Below are 18,169 nucleotides of genomic sequence, written 5' to 3' on the forward strand. Positions count from 1 at the left end.
TCCTGCTGCTGATGCTGCTGTACGTCTGTTCTCGGCACGCCGCGAGTCTAGGAACGCCACAGCGCCCCGGCCCAGGTCAACTCCCGTACTGCAATACGGCGTTCACACCGGACATGGCGCGTTCACGGAGCCGTCGTTCACGGAGTCGTCGTCGACACGATGTACACCATCGGGTGCTGCGGGTTGGAGCGGTTCACCACGATGTCCAGGGTGGGGACGGGGTCCTTCTGTTCGTGCGTGGTGCCGTACCAGGGGCCGGGGCCCGAGAAGTCCCAGCCGACGACCTTCTGGTCGCGCTTGCTGATGGTGAAGTCGTCCTTCTTCAGCTTGTCCTCGCTGGTGCCGGTCTCCTTGAGGAACTTGTCCAGGCCCTCGTTGCTCGTGAGGAACTGCACGTACAGGCGGCTGGTGCGCCAGTTGTTCGTCTCGTAGTAGGCGACCTCGGCCGACCACGGCGGGATCCACACGTCGTACAGGCGGCGCTGGACCCTGGAGGGCCAGCCCGCGGTGAGGCCCGTGGCGGAGTACTTGGCCTCCTTGTCGCGGCCGCTGTCGCGGGACTGGTTCGCGGAGATCACCAGGTAGCCGGCGGGGACGCCGATCAGCAGGACGATGATCGTCGCCGTGATCCACCGGCGGCGGATCATGTGGCGGCGGTCCTCAGGGGGGCGCTGGCCTTCGCCCGGGGAGTCCGGCGACGAGGGCTGGCGGGGCACGGTCATGGTTACTGGGTTCCCTGAGTGGTGCGGTTGGCGCGGAGTGCTTCGGCGTACCGCTCGTAGCGTTCGTAGCGCTCCACGCGCCGGCGGTTGGCGCGGCGGAAGCGACGGGCGACGAGTCGGGCCAGGTCGGCGGCGCCGACCATACCCGCTTCCGGGCCGAGCTGGGCGCGGGCGATGCGCGCCTCGGGGCGGTAGCCGCGGCCGGTGAGGTGGCGGCGGAAGGCGTCCCGGGCCGGGCCGATGAGGAGGTCGTCGGCCGCCGACACGCCCCCGCCGATCACGAAGCAGGAAGGGTCCAGGGCCGCCGCGAGGTTCGCGATGCCGACGCCCAGCCACTGGCCGATGTCCTGGAGCAGCTCCACACACATCGCGTCGCCCTCGCGGGCCAGCTCGGTGATGAGCGGGCCCGTGATGTCGGGGACGTTGCCCTGCACGCGCTCGATGATGTTGTACGCGACCGGGGAGTCCGCCGCGGCGAGCTCGCGCGCCTCGCGGACCAGGGCGTTGCCCGAGCTGTACTGCTCCCAGCAGCCGCGGTTGCCGCACGGGCAGCGGTGGCCGCCCGGGACCACCTGCATATGGCCGAATTCCCCGGCCACCCCGAATTTCCCGCGCTTGACCTGGCCGTCCTCGAGGATCGCGCCGCCGATCCCGGTACCGAGCGTGATCATGACCAGGTGGTCCTCGCCACGGCCCGCGCCGAAGCGCCACTCGGCCCAGGCGGCCGTGTTCGCGTCGTTGTCCACCATGACGGGGACGGCGAGGCGGCCGGAGATGCGGTCGCGGAGCGGCTCGTTGCGCCACGACAGGTGCGGGGCGAAGAGCACGCGGTTGCGCTCCGCGTCCACCCAGCCGGCCGCGCCGATGCCGACCGCGTGCACGTCGTGCCGGTCAGAGAGGTCGAGGACCAGCTCGACGATGGTGTCCTCGACGACCTTGGGGCTCTTCGACTTGTCCGGGGTCTCCGTGCGGAGGGTCTCCAGGATGTGCCCGTCGGCGTCGACGACGCCCGCCATCACCTTCGTACCGCCGATGTCGATGCCGACGGTGGGCACGCGTGGCGCCGTCAGATGGGAGCGGCGTTCGCGCGTGCCCACGGTCCGCAGGACGGTGGCACGTGCGGAGCCGCGGTGGGCCAGATCGCGGTAGGTGCTCATTGCGGCGATTCTGCCTCACCCGCGCGGGGGCGCGCACAACGGGGACCGGCGAGCGCCCCGCGCGGGGCCGGGCCCCGCATACCCCCCCCCTTTTGTGCGTACTGGGCAACGGGGGTCCCGCAGGTGAAGGCTGTTTCACGAGGCCGCACGAGGCCGCACGAGGCTGCAGGAGGCCGCAGGCGGCCACAGCAGGGACGTCTTCCCTTTACGAGGAGGCCGGCCGCCAGTGACCGGACCGTGGTGCACGTCCCCGACTGGTCCCGCAGCTGGAGGGGCCCCGAGAAGCCGCGACCACCGCGGTTCCTCGGGGCCGTCGGCTACTTCTCGGTCCCGTCCGCCGCGTGCCCGCCCACATGCGTGGGCTCCGGCGCCCGCTCCAGCTCGTGACGGAGGTCGTCCAGTTCGCTGCCGCCCGCCATCTGACGGGTGAGCTCGTCCAGGGTGATCTCGTCGCGCGTGTGGCTGCCGAACATCGTGCCGCGCTTGAGCAGCACGAAGCGGTCACCGACCAGATAGGCGTGGTGCGGGTTGTGGGTGATCAGCACGACGCCGAGGCCCGCGTCCCGCGCCGCCGCCACGTACTTGAGGACGACGCCGGACTGCTTGACGCCGAGCGCCGCGGTCGGCTCGTCGAGCACGAGGACCTTGGCGCCGAAGTAGACGGCGCGCGCGATCGCCACGCACTGGCGCTCACCGCCGGAGAGCGTGCCGATCGGCTGGTCCACGTCGCGCAGGTCGATGCCCATGCGCAGCAGCTCGGCGTGGGTCGTGCGGCGCATGAAGTCGATGTCCATGCGCTTGAACGGGCCCGCGCCCTTCGTCGGCTCGGAGCCGAGGAAGAAGTTGCGCCAGACCGGCATCAGCGGGACGACGGCCAGGTCCTGGTAGACCGTGGCGATGCCGCGGTCCAGGGCGTCGCGCGGGTTGGCGAGGCGGGTCTTCTCGCCCTCGATCCGGAAGGTGCCGGAGTCGTGCTGGTGCAGACCCGCGATGATCTTGATGAGGGTCGACTTGCCCGCTCCGTTGTCGCCCAGGACGCAGGAGATCTCGCCCGCGTGGACCTGGAGGGAGACGCCTTCCAGGGCACGGATGTTGCCGTAGTACTTACTGACGTCGTCGAGCTCGACGAGGGGGGTGCGGTCCGCCTCCTCCGGCTGGTCCGGCTGGTCCGCCTCCTCCGGCTGGTCCGGCTGGTCCGGCTGCGCGGGCTCTGTGGGCTCCGTGGACTCGGCGCCGTCGGCCTTCTTGTCGTCGGTCGTCATTTCGTCGCCTCCGCGCGCTTGCGGACCCAGTGGTTGAGCAGGGTGGCCAGGAGCAGCATCACGCCGAGGAAGAACTTGAACCAGTCCGAGTCCCACTCGGCGAACACGATGCCCTTGCTGACCATGCCGAAGATCAGGGCGCCGACGGCCGCACCGACCGCCGAGCCATAGCCGCCGGTGATCAGACAGCCGCCGATGACGGCCGCGACGATGTAGATCAGCTCGTTGCCGACGCCCTCGCCGGACTGCACGGTGTCGTACGAGAAGAGGAGGTGCTGGCCCGAGATCCAGGCGCCGAGACCGACGCCCATGTAGAGGCCGATCTTGGTCTTGTTGACCGGGACGCCGATGGCACGGGCCGCGTCCTCGTTGCCGCCGACCGCGAAGATCCAGTTGCCGACGCGGGTGCGCAGCAGGATCCAGGTGGCGACCGCGACGAGGGCGAGCCACCACACGATGGTGATCTTGTAGTCGACGCCGCCGATGGTGAGCGTCGAGGCGAAGAAGGACTTCGCGGAGGAGAAGCCCTCCATGTCGGAGATCGACTTGGTCTGGACGCCGTCCTGGATCAGCTTCGTGAAGCCGAGGTTCATGCCCGTCAGCATCAGGAACGTGCCGAGCGTGACGATGAAGCTCGGCATGTCGGTGCGGGTCAGCATGACGCCGTTGAAGACGCCGATCCCCAGGGTGACCAGGAGCGAGACGCCGACGCCCACCCAGACGTTGGCGGTCATCTGGTAGCTGAACATCGACGAGATCAGCGCGGACGAGGTGACCAGGACGCCCGCCGACAGGTCGAACTCACCGCCGATCATCAGCAGCGCGACCGGCACCGCCATGATGCCGAGCGTCGACGCCGCGTACAGGACCGTGGCGAGGCTCGGTGCCTCCAGGAAGCTGTCGGCGACGACGGAGAAGAACAGGAACACCGCGACCGCGCCGACGACCGAGCCGAGCTCGGGACGGCCCAGCACCTTCTTCAGCGGCGAACGCCTGATCAGCCGCTCGTCGCCGGCCTCGGGCTGCTTCGACTTCGATACGGGAGCCGGTGCCGGTGCCGTCATCGCGTCCCTCGCTTCGCGTAGTCCTCCAGCTCGGCCGCCTGGTCCTTGGTGATGATCTGCGGGCCGGTGAGGACCGGCTTGCCGCCACCGAGGACGTCGGCGTTGTACTTGTACAGCCACATCAGGTCCACGGCCTCGTACCCCTGGAGGTAGGGCTGCTGGTCGACGGCGAAGCCGAGGGCGTCGGACTTGAGGCCCGCCGCGACCTTCTCGTTCAGGTCGAAGGTGTCGATCTCGGCGTCACTGCCCGCGCCCTCCTTGGCCTTGACCGCGGTGTCGGCGAAGGGCGCGCCGAGCGTGACGACCGCGTCGACGGACGAGTCGGCCTGCAGCTTGGACTCGATGGACGCCTGTACGTCCGGCATGTTGGTGCCGGTCACGTAGAGGTTCTCCATCTTCCCGTCGAAGGTCTTCTTGGCGCCCGCGCAGCGCTGCTCGTGCCCGACGTTGCCCTGCTCGTGCAGGACGCAGATGGCCTTCTTCTTGCCGCGCTTGTTGAGCTCCTCGCCGACGGCCTCGCCCGCGATCGTCTCGTCCTGGCCGATGTGGGTGAGGGCGCCGAAGTCCTTGGACTCCTCGGAGCCGGAGTTCACCGTGATGACCGGGATGCCCTTCTTCTTGGCGCGGGCCAGGGCGTCCTTCATCGCGGCGGGCTTGGCCAGGCTGACGATGATCCCGTCGACGTCCTTGTCGATGTACGAGTCCACCAGCTGGGCCTGCTGCTGGGCCTGGTCGTCATTGGTGTACAGGAACTGGATGTTGTCCTTGTCGGCGGCCTGCTGGGCGCCGTTGCGGACGATGTCCCAGAAGCTGTCGCCCTTGCCCGCGTGGGTGACCATCGCGACCTTCCAGCGGGGCGTGTCGACGGCGGCCCGGCCGTTGGCGAGCCCCGCCTTGCGCGCGTCCTCCGCGCGCTTGCCCCCGGTGCTGCTGCACCCCGCCAGCGAGGTCACCCCGAGCACCGCTGCCAGCACGGCGCCCAGCGCGCGTACCCCTGTCTGAACCCTTGCCACGACGCCGTGCCCTTCTTGCTCTGCTCCTCGGTGCGGCCGGCGCGGATCTACGGCACCGGCCGCCCAAGTATCGACCACGACGATCGTCGATGTGGTCACCGGGTACCGCGCGCGGTGTACTTCTCCAGGCGCTGGAGCCGCTCGGTGTCGTCGGCGGAGACGATCTCGGGCCCGGTGAGGACCTGCTTGCCGCCGCCGAGCACATTGCTGTTCCACTTGTACAGCCACAGCAGGTCGACGGCCTCGTAGCCCTGGAGATAGGGCTGCTGGTCGACGGCGAACGCGAACTTCTTGCTCTTGAGGTTGTTCAGGACCTCACGGTTCAGGTCGAAGGTGGCGAGCTGCGCCGTGCTGCCGGTCTCCTGCTTGGCCTTGAGCGCGTACTCGGCGACGGGAGCACCGAGCGTCACCACGGCGTCGATGTCCTTGGTGGCCTGGAGCTTGGCGCTGATGGAGGACTGGGAGGCGGGGGCGTTCGTCCCTTCGACATTCAGATTCTCGATGGTCCCGTCGAAGGTCTTCTTCACCCCCGCACAGCGCGCCTCAAGAGAGACGTTGCCCTGCTCGTGGATGACGCAGATCGCCTTCTTGCGCTTCTCCTCATTGAGCTGCCGTCCCACGGCCTCACCGGCGACGGACTCGTCCTGCCCGATGTGGCTGAGCGCCCCGTTCCGCGCCGAGAACTCCCCACCGGAGTTGATGGTGATGACCGGGATGCCCGCCTTCTTGGCGTTGGCGAGGGGCTCCTTCATCGCCTCGGGCTTGGCGAGCGTGACGATGATCCCGTCGACCTTCTTGTCCACGTACGACTGGAGGGCCTGGGCCTGCCCCTTCGCCTCCTTGTCGTTGGCGTACAGGAACTGCACGTTGTCTTTCCCGGCAGCCTGCTGGGCCCCCTTGCGCACGATGTCCCAGAAGCTGTCGCCCTCGCCGGCATGGGTCACCATCGCGATCTTGAGCCGCGGCGTGGAGACTCCCTTGCCCCCACCCGCATCCCCGCCCCCGTCGTCCTCGCTGTCCTTGCCGCCGGAACTGCTGCAACCGGCGGCGGCGAGCGCTACGGCCGCGAGGAGCACGGCCGTGGTGCGGGCGTGCCGACGTATGCGCATGATGGGCCCCCTTCTCGCGCCGCAGGGTTGCGGCTGCCGGATTACGGCTGTCGGAGTTCTAGCGGGGGATGCGCGGCACCGTCAATGACTTTGTCATAACATTCTGACGACTCGCGGGTGCGGCCAGAGGATATTCGGTTGCCCGGCGGCGCGGGCGCCGGATGCAATGACCGGCATGATCCCCCTCCAGATCGGCGCCCTCGTTCCGCTGACCCGCCCCGGCTGGGCCGAGGCGGGCCAACACCTGCTCGCCGGGCTCGAGTTGGGCGTTCGTGACGTCAATGACGGCGGCGGGGTCGACGGGCGGCCGCTCGAGTTGCTGGTCCGGGACACCGCGGCTGATCCGCAGCGGGCCGCGGCGGCCGTCGACGAACTGGCCGGTCTGGGCGTGGCCGCCGTGGCCGGGGAGTACCACAGCGTCGTCGCGCGCGCCGCCGCCGCGCGGGCCGACGCGCTCGGTCTGCCGTTCCTGTGCTCGTCAGCGGTGCTCGACACGCTCACCGAACAGCCGACGGACCGGGTCGCGCGCCTCGCCCCACCGCAGTCCCGCGGCTGGCGGATCTACGCGGACTTCCTCCTCGGGGCGGGCCACCGCCGCACAGCCGTGGCAGCGCAGCCGAGCGTCTACTGGGCCGCCGGGACCCGTATCCTCCGGGACCACCTCGCCGCGCGCGACGCCACAGTCATCGACATCGAACTCGACGCGGGCGCACTCACCTCAACTGTGGTGTGCGACGCCCTCGTCGACAGCGGCGCAACCGCCCTGCTCCTCCTGGTCGGCCACCCGGAACCGGCCGTGCCGATCGTCCGGTCCGTGCGCGGCGACCGGCGCCTGGGCGAGATATTGATCGGCGCCCCGGCCGGGCAGCCGGAGTTCGCCGAGTGGGAGACGCTGCTGGGCGCCGACGGCGCGGGGGTCCCGTTCCTGCGCTACCTGCCCGAAGCCCTCGGCCCGCTGGGCGCACGCGTCGAGACGGCGCTGCGCGAGCGGCTGGCCCAGGCGCCCTCCTTCGTCGCCTTCGAGGGCTACGACACGGCGCTCGTACTCGCCGACGCACTGCGTTCCGGCGGTGCGGACCGGGCGCGCGAAAGGGCGCGCACGGCCGCCTCCTGGTCCGGCGTCGCGGTCGAGGGCACGCGCGGGAAGATCCAGTTCTCCCGTACGCCGGGCATCAGCGTGTGGCAATGGGACCGGACGCCGATCCAGGTCGTCGACCGGGACCCGGCGGAACCGGGCCGCTTCCGGATCCTGCACACCGAGTAGGGCCGTGGATCTCCCGGCTTCCGGGCTTCCGGGCTTCCGGGCTTCCGGGCAGGGCCCTACGCCCCTACGGCCGTACGAGGAGCTGGAACTCGAACGAATAGCGCGAGGCCCGGTAGGTGTGGGAGCCGAACTCGACGGCGCGGCCGGTGTCGTCGAAGGTCGTGCGGGTCATGGTGAGCAGCGGGGCGCCTTCAGGTTCGCCGAGGCGCTCGCCCTCCTCGGCGGTGGCGGCGCGGGCGCCGACGGACTGGCGCGCGCTGTGCAGGGTGATGCCCGCGGCGCGCATGAGCCGGTACAGCCCCGTGGCCTCGAGGCGCTCGGTCTCCAGGGACATGAGGCCCGCCGGAATCTGATTGCGCAGATACGCCATGGGCTCACCGTGCGCGAGCCGCAGCCGCTCCACCACGTGCACGTCACTGCCCTCCGCGACACCGAGGGCGGCGGCGACCTCGGGCCCGGCGGGCTCGACCGCGTTGTACAGGACCCGGGTCTGGGGGCGCTGGCCCGCCGCCTCCAGGTCGTCGTACAGGCTGCTGAGCTCCAGCGGGCGCTTGACCTGGCTGTGCACGACCTGGGTGCCGACGCCCCGGCGGCGCACCAGGAGGCCCTTGTCGACGAGGGACTGGATGGCCTGCCGGACGGTCGGCCGGGACAGACCGAGCCGCCCCGCCAGCTCGATCTCGTTCCCGAGCAGGCTGCCCGGGGTCAGCGCGCCGCGCTCGATCGCCGCCTCCAGCTGCTGCGCGAGCTGGAAGTAGAGCGGGACCGGGCTGGTGCGGTCGACGCCGAGCTGCAGGGCGGCGGTGGGATCCACGACGGGTCGCGCGGCTGATTTGGGCACGGAGCGAGCGTAGCCCCAGGAGATGATGACGGGAAGTTCGGAAGTTCTGTTGTCCGGACAAAGGATTGACAGGACGCGAGGGTCCTGGCGAGGGTGGACTCATGCGCATCGGACTGATCGGAACGGGACGGATCGGCACATTCCACGCGAGGGTCCTCGCCCGGCATCCGGAGGTGGAGAGCCTGGTCGTGGCGGACGCGGACGCTGCACGGGCGGTGGAGCTGGCGGAGGGGCTCGGCGGACCGGCGGCGGGCACTGCCTCCGTGGACGACCTCTTCACCGCCTCGGCGGGCATGGAAGCCGTCGTCGTCACGGCAGCCACCTCCGCGCACGCCGAGCTGATCGGCCGGGCCGCGCGTGCCGGACTGCCCGTGTTCTGCGAGAAGCCCATCGCGCTCGACCTGCCGGGCACGCTCGCGGCGCTCCACGAGGTCGAAGCGGCGGGCACGGTGCTGCAACTCGGTTTCCAGCGGCGCTTCGACGCCGGGTACGCGGCGGCACGGGAGGCCGTACGGGCCGGGCGGCTCGGCCGGCTCCACACCGTCCGGGCCATGACGTCCGACCCGGCCCCGCCGCCCGCCGCCTACCTCCCCCTGTCCGGTGGCCTCTACCGGGACTGCCTGGTCCACGACTTCGACATCCTGCGGTGGGTGACGGGGCGCGAGGTGACGGAGGTGTACGCGACGGGCTCGGACGCGGGTCCTGCGATGTTCCGCGAGGCGGGCGACGTCGACACGGCGGCGGCCGTCCTCACCCTGGACGACGGCACCCTCGCCACGGCGACGGCGACCCGGTGCAACGGCGCGGGCTACGACGTCCGCATGGAACTCGCGGGCGAGAGCGACCAGTTGGCGGTCGGCCTCGACGCCCGCACCCCCCTCACCTCCACCGAATCGGAGGGCCCGCCCGCCCCCGACAAGCCCTGGCCCGGCTTCCTCGAACGCTTCGCCCCCGCGTACGAGGCCGAGCTGGCCGCCTTCGTGGACGTCGTACGCGGCGTCCGCGCCAACCCCTGCGACGGCCGCGAGGCACTGCACGCGCTACGGATCGCGGAGGCGTGCGAGCTGTCGCGGGCGGAGCGGAGGGTGGTGCGGATGGAGGAGGTTCACGGGGGTTAGGGGACCTCGGCGAACGCGGAAGAATCCGCGAGATCGGTGAGATCGGTGAATCCGTGAGAGCGGTGATCTGCAGGGGTCACCGAGGGGCGCCTTCCAGGTTCTTCGCGGCGCGGCGCAGCTCGCGTACGACGGTCCCGACGTCGCCCTTGCCGTCGCGCAGGTACTGGCAGCCCAGGGAAATGGCGTCCTCCCGCAGCACGTTGTAGTCGCCCATGGCCGCCGAGGCGCCCTTGCACACTGCGGGCAGCCAGTCGGGCCCCGCGCCGTCGCGGTAGCCGCTCCCGTCGCGCTCGACGGCTCCGGCGCCGTGCGGGCTCTCGGCCGGACCCTCATCGTCGGCGGCCAGGGTGAACCCGGCCCCGAAGGCCGCGGCCGTGCAGGCGGCTCCCAGGGCGAGGGCGGCGCGGAGGCTGACGCGGCGCATGTGGCGTACGGGGCGCATGCCGGACGGTGTTGTGCTCATGTGGAGGGACCCTAGCCACAGGTCGGTCGCGGCAGTCCGGGTGCCGCTGCCCCGCGTACCGGCAGAGCCTGGACCGGCTGCGGTTGAAGGGATTGAGAGGATGCGGAGATGTCTACCTTCGTCGTGTTCGACCTGGAATTCACGTCGTGGCCGGGAGCACTTGAGCGGGACTGGGGCGAGCCGGGGCAGCTGCGCGAGATCGTGCAGATCGGCGCCCTGCGGCTGAGCGAGGACTTCACTGTCGTGGAGGAGTTCGAAGCGCTGCTCCGCCCCGTGGTGAATCCACACCTGTCCGCGTACTTCACCGAACTCACCGGCATCGACCAGGAGACAGTCGACCGGGAAGGAATCGCTCCGGCCGAAGCCCTGGGCGACTTCCTGGAGTTCTGCGAGGGCCAGACCGTGCTCTCGTACGGCAATGACATGGTGGTTCTCGGGGAGAACGTGGGCTGGGTCCGAGCGCGCGGCGAAGACCTCAAGAGCAGCTACCTGGACGCCGCCTTCGTGAATATCCGGCCCTGGCTCAATGCCCTGGCACCGACGACGGCGACGGTCAATGTGGGCCGCCTGTGGAGGGTGCTCGATCTGCCCGGACCCGCCTCCGGGCAGGAGCATTCAGCCCTCTTCGACTGCCATTCCTTCGCCGCGGCCCTGAGGCACGTGTGCGCCGGTGGCGCCCGCCTGCCCGAGGGGTGCCTTTAGCGCCTGTGCACAGAGCTATCTCCGCCGCTCGCCCAGCCGCTCGAGGATCGACTCGATCTTGTCTCGCCGCTTGTCGTCCCACAGCGCGTGTTCGTGGAGGGCATCGGCGTCGGAGGTCTCCACGAGCCCGGTGGCATGGGTGGCGCATTCAGTGCGTACGGTGATGAATTCGGCACGGAGGGCGGCACGGTCCGATCCGGTCGCACGGCGCACGTCCAGACGGAGGCCGAGGGCGCACCGGTAGAGGGCGAGCACGAGCTCGTAACGGGCGAAGGAGTTCTCCTCGTCGCCCTCCCACAACTGGCGCAAACCGTCCGCACGTTGCTTGTCCTGTGCGTCTCCCGGCCGCAGTTCGTGTTCGACGAGAGTGGCCTCGACCACGAGGGTGCGGGAGGCGAGGACGGCCTCGGGCTCGCTCCAGCGCGCGAGGTCGGACCGGATGTCCTCGACGGCCGGGAGCAGCCCTGCCGAGTCGGGGCCGCGTCGTGCGGAGCGGCCTCGGCGCCGGGCGGAGTGGATCCAGCGACGGTATGCCTCGGCCGTGAGGGTGCGCACCCGCTCTCCGTGCCGTCCACCGGCCGCATATTTCCGCAAGTGGGCGACGGCGTCGCTGAACATCTCAAGCCGGATCTCGTCGGTCACCTGTTCAAGGGAGACCGCGCCGCCCGCGAAGGCCGCGGCATTGGTGGCCTCGAACAGCTGCCTGGCCTTGTCCTCCCTGCCCAGGAGGTACAACAGGTTGGCCAGCACCCGGCCGGGGCCGGTGGCTCCGGGGAGTCTGCCGGTCCACCGTTCCATGATCGGAACGGCGGCCTCGACTGCGCGGATCTGGTCGGCGTTCAACCTGTCCCGGTCCTCGGACAGTACGGCGAGGGCCTTCTCGACCGAGGAGTGGTAGACCGGCTGAGGGTCGTCGAGGAGCTCCAGGTAGCGGTGGGGAACGGTGTTGCGCCACCAGGAGCGGCCGATGCGCCGGAACCGCTCGGGGAAGTCGGCGGAGGAGCCGGGAGGTTGCTGCGCGGCGTGGAAGATCCGCTCGAGGGCGACCTTGCAGGCATGGTCCGAGAGATTGTTGTGGCGCTCCAAGAAGAGGAACGGGTCCTCCTGGACGCCCAGTTGGCGGGCCGTACGCAACAGGGTCTGGTCCTGCGAGTCGAGGCGCAGGCCGTCCAGGAGGCGCAGTCCGGCGATGATGTCGCCGGAGGCCTCGGTCACCGGCCAGTCGGCATCGGCGGCCAGCTCCTGGGCGATGCTCACTTTCCAGAGGATGCGTTCACGGCCCCACGCCATGTGGGCCTCCTCCTCGGCCTCGTCGGTGGCCTTGCGGGTGCGCCCACTGGTCCGGGACGCGTCTTCGTGTGCCTCGTGGATCGCGGTGCGGCACAGCTCCTCGAAGGGTCCGCGCACCCTGGCCGGAAGCACCGCGCAGGCGGTCGTGACGAACTCCAGCCTGGCATCGCGGGCTTCGTCCAGCCGCTCCTGTCCGACGGAGCGGGGGACGCCGAGCCGAAGCACCGGACTGCGGTACGACAGCGCCTGGTTGAGGTCCGCGAGCCGCAGGTGGGCGAGCGCCAGGGTCACCTTCGCGGGGCTGGCCAACTCGGCAGGGAAGCCCCGGAGCCGCAGCTCGGACCGGTCGCCGTCGGCCCTGCGTCCGCACAACGTGGCGGTGCCGAACGAGCCCGCCAGGGTGCGGTGCACGTCTGCGCGGAACGCGGCACCGCGCCCGGGGGCACCCGCGAGCACCGACTGCGCGTACAGCGCCTCCAGATAGCGGCCCCACGCCTGGGCGGCGGGGGCCGTGTCGCCCGCGGACGTATGGGCCACCGCGAGGTTGTGCAGGACGGCGGGCTGCATCGGGCTCTCGGCCAGCATCGACTGCCAGTGCCGCCGTGCCACTGTGCGCTGCCCCATCCGGTGCCGGGTCTCGGCGACATGGCCGTTCAGATAGGAGCGCAGAAGGACCAGCGCAGTACGTCGCTGGAGGCGGGGCGGGTAGGCGCGCAGAGTCTCCCAGGCCGCGTCGACGTTACGGTCCAGAGCGAGTCGCACCTCTGCCACCGCGGCGGAGACCTGGTCGGCGGGGGTGCCTTCGGGAGGGGTCGGCTCGGGGAGCGTGACGGCTGCCGGAGGGCTCGGATCAGGCGCTGTCGCAGCCACGGCCGCCTGGAGGGCGAGGGCCCGCTCCGAAGGTGACGTCCGCGCCGGCTCCGCGGCCGGGAGCTCCGGGCGGTGCGTGCTCAGCCGCTTGGCGATCTTCTTGTGGAGGAGGTTCTTCACCGTGCCCAGCGGCGTTTGGAGTTGGCTCTCGCACTCGGCCACTCTCCCCATGAACTCCTCTCTCGGCATGCGCAGTCCGGCGGGCACGTTCGAGATGAAGGTCTGGAACTCCTTGAGCCGGATGGCCTTGACCTCTGCGATGCGGCGCACGGCCTCGGTCAGCACTGCGTGGTCGGCGCCGACTCGGCCGTGGCTCTCGGCGCTGCTCACGTCGGTGCGCCCGAGCTCCTTGGTCAGGTCATAGGCATCCTTGATCGCCCCGGAGATCCGGGCAGCCACGCGCTCGAATGCCTCAAGGCGTTCGTCAGGTCCGCTCGGCGCTTCGGGGGCGTCCTCCTCGGGAGCAGCCACATCGGCCAAGGCCGCGGCGGGCTCGGCCGAGAGGGCCCGCACGGCCCTCCGCATCGAGGCGAGATGGACCTCCGGCTCTCCCCCGGTGAACTGCCGCGCCGCCGTGTACGCGCCCAGGTCCGCGAGGTGCAACGGGCGTCGCATCAGCCGCCGTTGGTGGATGAGGGCGATGAGCACGTCAGGGAGTAGGCCCTCGTCGAGGCAGCCGGCCAGGCGTGCCGGCAGCCCGGCCTCGTCCGCCTCGAACAGCTCGCAGACCAGGTCGAGCAGGTTCCGGTCGGGGCCGTCCCGCGGTGGCAGGACGCGAGCCAGCCTGCGTGCGGTCGCGGGAGGATAGCCGCAGACCATCCACTGCACCGCCAGCACGGTGAACGAGGCGATCCCGCCCGGGCGTTCGGCGGCCAGGCCGGCGATCCGCTCCAGTTCCGCAGCGAGCGCGTCCCGCGTCCGCTCGGTCGTCCTGCCGCGCAGGCGGGACTCGACGGCCAGGTCACGGATGCCCGACCAGCGGCACTCGCCGGGGCGCAGCAGCGGCAACGGCGGCTCCGAGGGCGGGTCCTGGGCGGACACCCGTTCCAGCTCCGGTTCCGGTTTCAGGTCGTCCCGGCCCTCCCGGACGGCCTCGGCGATCGATTCGGCGCGCTCCTGGAGCTCCCCGGAGTAGCCGGAGTCACCGGCTCGGCGCTCGTGCAGGCCCTGGTGAACGAGGTAGATGTGGGCCCAGACCCGGTGGTTGGCGGGGGCCAGGTCCGCGGCGGTCGTCAGCCACTCCAGGGCGAGTTCGAGCCGCCCACGCTCGAGGTAGATCCTGCCGATGTGGTACGCGTGCTTGGGGTTGGCGGGGTCGGCACGCTGAGCACGGGCCAGCAGGGTCAGCGCGGCGACGGGATCCAGGTCCGGCTGCACGCCCAGCCGGAAGTGGGCCTCCGCCAGGGCGTCCAGCTCGCCCTCCGTGAGGGGGACGCCCTGCTCATGGCGTTCCCACAGGGCGTCGGCGCGGCGCCGTAGCACTTCGGGCCGGGTCTCCAAGCGGACGGGATCCGTCACGGTGAGCCGTCTTCCTCTGCGGGCGGGGCCGCCGACTTGTGCAGTTCCTCGGGCGGGAGCAGGACGATCCGCTTGCCGTCCGAGAAGGCGACGAGCCGTCCGTCCGGGGAGACCGCGAGCGGATGCGCCGAGGTGATGCTGATCCGGCCCTCGCGCATCAGGACGTGCGAGCCGTCAGGGCATTCGAGGACCACCAGACGTCCGTCCGCGGCCGCGCACACCGGCCGGGCGCCGGGGACGGTGTGAAAGCCGATGTGCACGCCGAGTTCGGCGTCGAAACAGATCCCGCGGCCCTCCGCCCCCAGGGCCACCGACAGCTCCGTGCCGGGCAGCGTCTCGGTGAGGGGCGCGACGGGCAGCGCGACTCCCAAGGGCCGCCCGGTCGTCAGGTCGAGGCGGTGCACGCGGTGTTCGCCGATGACCAGCACATAGCCCGGCCCGCAGACCATGCCGAGCAGCAGCGGCTCCAGTGGGTGTTCCGCCTGGAGGAGGCCGTTCTCGTACACGGCCAGCGTTCCGTCGAGGCCACCGACCAGGAGCCGTCCGCCGTCAACTGCCAGGAGCTGTACGCCCGCAGGGTGGCGGGCGAGCACGGTGGGTTGCTCGACGGAACGCGACAGGGACCAGATCGTGCCGTTCCACATGCCGACGTGCAGGGTGTCTCCGTCGAACGCCATCGCGCCCGGGACCGTCAGCCCCGTCGCGTCCGGCGGCTCCAGATCGGCCGTCCGTACGCTGCCGTCGGGGGCCAGCAGGACCACCCGCCCCGTCCAGTCGGCGGCTGCCAGGGACCGTGAGCCCCGTGCCCAGAGCCGCAGGCGGGAGCGGAGCCGGCCGGAGCCTGGCTGCGGCGCGCGTCCGGGGCCGTGCACCGTCAGCAGGTCGCCGTCGTGGATGGCCAGCGTGTGGCCGTCGGGAAAGAAGACGGGACGGCCGCTGGTGCGCACCGCCGTGCGCTCGTGCTCGGTGGCGGCGGGGCGTGGGGTCGGCGGGCGCACCTGGATCGGCGGAGTCGTGTCGGAGTCGCATCCCGGAGCCTGGGCCGCCAACCGGACCGACTCCAGGGGTGCGCGGAAGGAAAGGTCGGCGAAGACCGCCTCCCCTTGCGCGGCACGAACGGTGGTGGTGCCGCTCAGGCCGGGGTCCGGTGGCTGGGGGGTGATGGTGACGAACTCGCCCTCCCCCACGACCGGGGCGCCGTCGGGTCCGGCGATCGACACCCGGATCGCGGGCAGGGTGTGGTTGACCACGATGTCGGGAACGGCCGTCTCGAACCGCAGCCGCTTGCGGGCCGTGGCCGCACGCAGGCCGAGCGCCTCACGCAGCTCCTGGAACCAGGTCGGCCGGGTCACGGAGAGCCAGTGGATCTTGTTCGCGACCCAGGGGATCGCCTCCTTGGCCGCCGCCTCGGTCAGCACCGGGATGAGGCGGTTGCCGCCCGGGGCGTTGAGTTCAAGGGCGCGGTGCAGCTCCCACTGGCAGATGTCCTTGGAGAAGTAGCGCTGTGAGTACAGGGCGACGATGAACCGGCAGCGCGACAGGGTGCCTTCCAGATACTCGCGCCAGTCGGTGCCCACCGGGGTCCCGTTCCGGGAGACGTCAAGGAAGATCCGCGGACGGTTGCCCGCCGCGGTGGTGCACTGTTCCAGGGCATCGGCGAGATCTCTGGCTTGTTGGTACTCCTCGCGCGCGTAGCTGATGAAGACGTCCCACTCGGCGTCGGCTTCAGGCACGGCCATCGCTCTCCCCTCAACGCTGGAAACGGTCGATGGCCTGGAGCATCTGCCGGAGCAGCTGTTGCTCCCGCCGGCCCTTGACGGTCTGCTTCAGTCGCTGCGCCGTGCGGGCGATCTCCGCGAACTCCTGGCTGACCTCATGCGGGGAATACAGGTTCTGGAGAGCGTCGGGGGCGTTCCTGAGAAGGTCGTCGAGAGCGTCGGGGGCGTTCCTGAGAAGGTCGTGGAGAGCGTCGCGCTGCCCCGCGTGGAGGGTCTGCTGCCGCTCGGCTGCCCGGTTGAAACGCTGGACGAGTGCACCGACCTCCAGCGAGGCACGGACCTTCTTGATCTCCTCCAGGCGGCGGGAGACGTGCTTGACGAGTGCGTCCAGTGGCTTGGCCGCCTCCGGGCCGGTGAGCCGTCGACGCGTCGCTCCGGCCGTCGTGGCCAGCGCGTTGAGGCCCTGCGCAAGGACGGTGGCGTCGCTGAGGGTCCGTAGTCCGGACTGATGAGGGCGCATGAGCGCGTCGTACCGGTCGTAGAGATCACGTACGGCTGTGGCGTCCGCCACCGCCGCCAGCTGTCGGTCGATGGCCACGGCCAGCTGGTCCAAGACCTCGGCGCCGCGCCGCGAGAGGCTCTGCTGCCGCAGCCGGGCCAGGCGCGTGCGCAGCCGCTTCAGTCTCTCTTCGAGTGTGCCGATCTGTTCGGACGTGATCTCTCCGCGCACCGCCTCAAGCGCCTCGACGTACTCCGCCACCAGCGGGTTGATGGCGAGCGCCTCACGCATCTCACGGACGGCCTGCAACAGATCGCTCGCCTGGGTGAGGGACGGATCCCGCACGGCGATCTCCGCAGCGGCCACGGCCCGGTCCGGCTCGTGGCCCTGCAGGTAAAGGCTGTACGCATAAAGGAAGTTGAGCCACGCGAAGCGAGGCACGAGGTGCAGAGCCCTGGCCAGGCGCTGCTCGGCGGCCGCCAACTGGCCGTCACCGAGCAACTCGGCAGCCTGCCGCCCGTCGTCCTCGGCGATCAGCGAGTACAGATCCTCCGCCCGTTCCTCGGGCACACGCGGTGCGGGCAGTGGTCTGTTCACGTCGTGCCGACTGTTCAGCAGCCGGGTGAGGAAGGCATCGAAGTCCCGCAGGACGTCCGTCTCGCGCCATCTGGGGTCCAGGCTGCGCAGGCTGCGCCGGGCCCGCGCATAGCCCCCGTGACGCAGCGCGGCGACGGCCTCCGCCACGAGCGGGCGCATCACCCTCAAGCGCAGCTCGCGGGCGAACGCGCGCAGCGCCGAGCGGTCCCCCTCGGTCTCCTGCGCACCCGACTCGGCCACGCTCAACGCCTGTTCGAGCTCTCCCATCCGCGCCAGGGACTCCGCGAGGAGATAGGGAGGCGCCGGCTCCTCGGGGGCGAGCTCGATGTAGGCGCGTATCCGGCCGGCCGCCGCACGCGGGTCGCTCCGCTCGGCCGCGGCAAAGGCGTGCAGCTCGGCGGGCGTGAGCACGCGCCGCAGCTCGCTCCGGAGCTCGTCGACACTCGCGCGCAGCGCTCCGTCCAGTGGCTCGTCACGCAGCGGACGCAAGATCCGCAGCGCCTCCATCTGCCCGGCACCGCCCAGGCAGTAGTGGCAGTACGCCAGCAGGTATCGGGCCTCCGGATGATCGGGGCACGTGTCGAGGAACTCCTCCAACTGTGCGGCTGCCAGCGCGTAGTTGCCCTCGGCGATGTTCGCGCGGGCGTCCTCAAGAAGATCGTCGCCACTCTCGTCCAGGTCGAGCGAGGCATCAACGTCCGTCTCTACGAGGGTGGGTGGCCGCACCAGCGTGGGTGTGACGGCTTCCTGATCCGCCGCGCCCCCGGTGGTGTCCCACGACGGATCGCTCTCCGGCAGCTCTCGCTGCCGTCTGGTCAGGTCGAAGGAGATGACCGGCGTGCGCAGCATGGGCACGGGGTCGGCCTGTGTCTGGAATCCGGGGAAGCGGCCCTCGCTGGTCACCGGAGCTCCTTCCAGGGGGAGGGCGGGCATGCGGCAGGGCGGGGGCGGCGCGTGGCGGG

14 protein-coding genes are annotated in these 18,169 nt (G+C 70.9%); 3 read left to right on the forward strand and 11 right to left on the reverse strand.

Features of this window, described 5'->3' with window-relative positions:
* Nucleotides 1-137: 137 nt before the first annotated feature.
* The 6 genes from ACFWYM_RS01605 to ACFWYM_RS01630 form a co-directional block, all read right to left on the reverse strand.
* The gene (locus ACFWYM_RS01605; protein WP_384828720.1) at nucleotides 138-722 is read right to left on the reverse strand and encodes a sugar kinase; all 585 of its coding nucleotides are present in this window, start codon (nucleotides 720-722) and stop codon (nucleotides 138-140) included.
* Nucleotides 723-724: 2 nt separating this feature from the next.
* Nucleotides 725-1,879 carry an ROK family glucokinase gene (locus ACFWYM_RS01610; RefSeq protein WP_384828722.1) on the reverse strand — a complete coding sequence of 385 codons (1,155 nt, stop codon included), beginning with the start codon at nucleotides 1,877-1,879 and terminating at the stop codon, nucleotides 725-727.
* Nucleotides 1,880-2,196: 317 nt separating this feature from the next.
* Nucleotides 2,197-3,141: an ATP-binding cassette domain-containing protein gene (locus ACFWYM_RS01615; protein ID WP_384828724.1), complete on the reverse strand. Its 945-nt coding sequence runs from the start codon at nucleotides 3,139-3,141 to the stop codon at nucleotides 2,197-2,199.
* Nucleotides 3,138-4,205: an ABC transporter permease gene (locus ACFWYM_RS01620; protein WP_384828726.1), complete on the reverse strand. Its 1,068-nt coding sequence runs from the start codon at nucleotides 4,203-4,205 to the stop codon at nucleotides 3,138-3,140. Before ACFWYM_RS01620 ends, ACFWYM_RS01615 begins: the two co-directional genes overlap by 4 nt.
* A complete protein-coding gene (locus ACFWYM_RS01625) occupies nucleotides 4,202-5,218 on the reverse strand; it encodes a sugar ABC transporter substrate-binding protein (RefSeq protein ID WP_384828728.1) in 1,017 nt (338 codons plus the stop codon). The genes ACFWYM_RS01620 and ACFWYM_RS01625 overlap by 4 nt, the downstream gene beginning before the upstream one ends.
* 95 nt (nucleotides 5,219-5,313) lie before the next feature.
* Nucleotides 5,314-6,327, reverse strand: a complete 1,014-nt coding sequence (locus ACFWYM_RS01630; protein WP_384828730.1) for a sugar ABC transporter substrate-binding protein — start codon at nucleotides 6,325-6,327, stop codon at nucleotides 5,314-5,316.
* A gap of 175 nt (nucleotides 6,328-6,502) precedes the next feature.
* Between ACFWYM_RS01630 and ACFWYM_RS01635 the strand changes: the two genes are divergently transcribed.
* Nucleotides 6,503-7,591, forward strand: coding sequence for an ABC transporter substrate-binding protein (locus ACFWYM_RS01635; protein ID WP_384828732.1), 1,089 nt, complete (start codon nucleotides 6,503-6,505; stop codon nucleotides 7,589-7,591).
* A gap of 64 nt (nucleotides 7,592-7,655) precedes the next feature.
* Here ACFWYM_RS01635 and ACFWYM_RS01640 read toward each other — a convergent pair whose 3' ends face one another.
* Nucleotides 7,656-8,405: a GntR family transcriptional regulator gene (locus ACFWYM_RS01640; protein WP_384828835.1), complete on the reverse strand. Its 750-nt coding sequence runs from the start codon at nucleotides 8,403-8,405 to the stop codon at nucleotides 7,656-7,658.
* A 128-nt stretch (nucleotides 8,406-8,533) separates the two neighbouring features.
* Between ACFWYM_RS01640 and ACFWYM_RS01645 the strand changes: the two genes are divergently transcribed.
* Complete coding sequence (locus tag ACFWYM_RS01645; RefSeq protein ID WP_384828734.1) at nucleotides 8,534-9,550, forward strand: Gfo/Idh/MocA family oxidoreductase; 1,017 nt, start codon at nucleotides 8,534-8,536, stop codon at nucleotides 9,548-9,550.
* Between the two features lie 76 nt (nucleotides 9,551-9,626).
* On the opposite strand, the gene ACFWYM_RS01650 is transcribed toward ACFWYM_RS01645, so the two are convergent.
* Entirely contained in the window at nucleotides 9,627-10,013 is a 387-nt protein-coding gene (locus ACFWYM_RS01650; RefSeq protein WP_384828736.1) for a hypothetical protein, read from the reverse strand.
* Nucleotides 10,014-10,121: 108 nt separating this feature from the next.
* Here ACFWYM_RS01650 and ACFWYM_RS01655 point away from each other — a divergent pair, with 108 nt between their 5' ends.
* Nucleotides 10,122-10,715 (forward strand): exonuclease domain-containing protein, encoded by a 594-nt coding sequence (locus tag ACFWYM_RS01655; RefSeq protein ID WP_384828739.1) that lies wholly within the window; start codon nucleotides 10,122-10,124, stop codon nucleotides 10,713-10,715.
* Nucleotides 10,716-10,730: 15 nt separating this feature from the next.
* Here ACFWYM_RS01655 and ACFWYM_RS01660 read toward each other — a convergent pair whose 3' ends face one another.
* The 3 genes from ACFWYM_RS01660 to ACFWYM_RS01670 are packed head-to-tail and all read right to left on the reverse strand — an operon-like array spanning nucleotide 10,731 to nucleotide 18,110.
* Nucleotides 10,731-14,393 carry a hypothetical protein gene (locus tag ACFWYM_RS01660; RefSeq protein WP_384828741.1) on the reverse strand — a complete coding sequence of 1,221 codons (3,663 nt, stop codon included), beginning with the start codon at nucleotides 14,391-14,393 and terminating at the stop codon, nucleotides 10,731-10,733.
* The gene (locus tag ACFWYM_RS01665; protein ID WP_384828743.1) at nucleotides 14,390-16,132 is read right to left on the reverse strand and encodes a TIR domain-containing protein; all 1,743 of its coding nucleotides are present in this window, start codon (nucleotides 16,130-16,132) and stop codon (nucleotides 14,390-14,392) included. Before ACFWYM_RS01665 ends, ACFWYM_RS01660 begins: the two co-directional genes overlap by 4 nt.
* A gap of 10 nt (nucleotides 16,133-16,142) precedes the next feature.
* Nucleotides 16,143-18,110 (reverse strand): hypothetical protein, encoded by a 1,968-nt coding sequence (locus tag ACFWYM_RS01670; protein ID WP_384828745.1) that lies wholly within the window; start codon nucleotides 18,108-18,110, stop codon nucleotides 16,143-16,145.
* Between the last annotated feature and the right edge of the window lie 59 nt (nucleotides 18,111-18,169).

It is taken from the genome of Streptomyces sp. NPDC059009 (assembly GCF_042740175.1).
In the GTDB taxonomy this organism is placed as follows: Bacteria; Actinomycetota; Actinomycetes; order Streptomycetales; family Streptomycetaceae; genus Streptomyces.

Excerpts from the sequence above, each read along its gene's own strand:
- ACFWYM_RS01665 (WP_384828743.1), bottom strand. The coding sequence starts at position 16,132 with ATGGCCGTGCCTGAAGCCGACGCCGAGTGGGACGTCTTCATCAGCTAC.
- ACFWYM_RS01615 (WP_384828724.1), bottom strand. The coding sequence starts at position 3,141 with ATGACGACCGACGACAAGAAGGCCGACGGCGCCGAGTCCACGGAGCCC.
- ACFWYM_RS01655 (WP_384828739.1), top strand. The coding sequence starts at position 10,122 with ATGTCTACCTTCGTCGTGTTCGACCTGGAATTCACGTCGTGGCCGGGA.
- ACFWYM_RS01630 (WP_384828730.1), bottom strand. The coding sequence starts at position 6,327 with ATGCGCATACGTCGGCACGCCCGCACCACGGCCGTGCTCCTCGCGGCC.
- ACFWYM_RS01645 (WP_384828734.1), top strand. The coding sequence starts at position 8,534 with ATGCGCATCGGACTGATCGGAACGGGACGGATCGGCACATTCCACGCG.
- ACFWYM_RS01650 (WP_384828736.1), bottom strand. The coding sequence starts at position 10,013 with ATGAGCACAACACCGTCCGGCATGCGCCCCGTACGCCACATGCGCCGC.
- ACFWYM_RS01635 (WP_384828732.1), top strand. The coding sequence starts at position 6,503 with ATGATCCCCCTCCAGATCGGCGCCCTCGTTCCGCTGACCCGCCCCGGC.
- ACFWYM_RS01620 (WP_384828726.1), bottom strand. The coding sequence starts at position 4,205 with ATGACGGCACCGGCACCGGCTCCCGTATCGAAGTCGAAGCAGCCCGAG.
- ACFWYM_RS01610 (WP_384828722.1), bottom strand. The coding sequence starts at position 1,879 with ATGAGCACCTACCGCGATCTGGCCCACCGCGGCTCCGCACGTGCCACC.
- ACFWYM_RS01605 (WP_384828720.1), bottom strand. The coding sequence starts at position 722 with ATGACCGTGCCCCGCCAGCCCTCGTCGCCGGACTCCCCGGGCGAAGGC.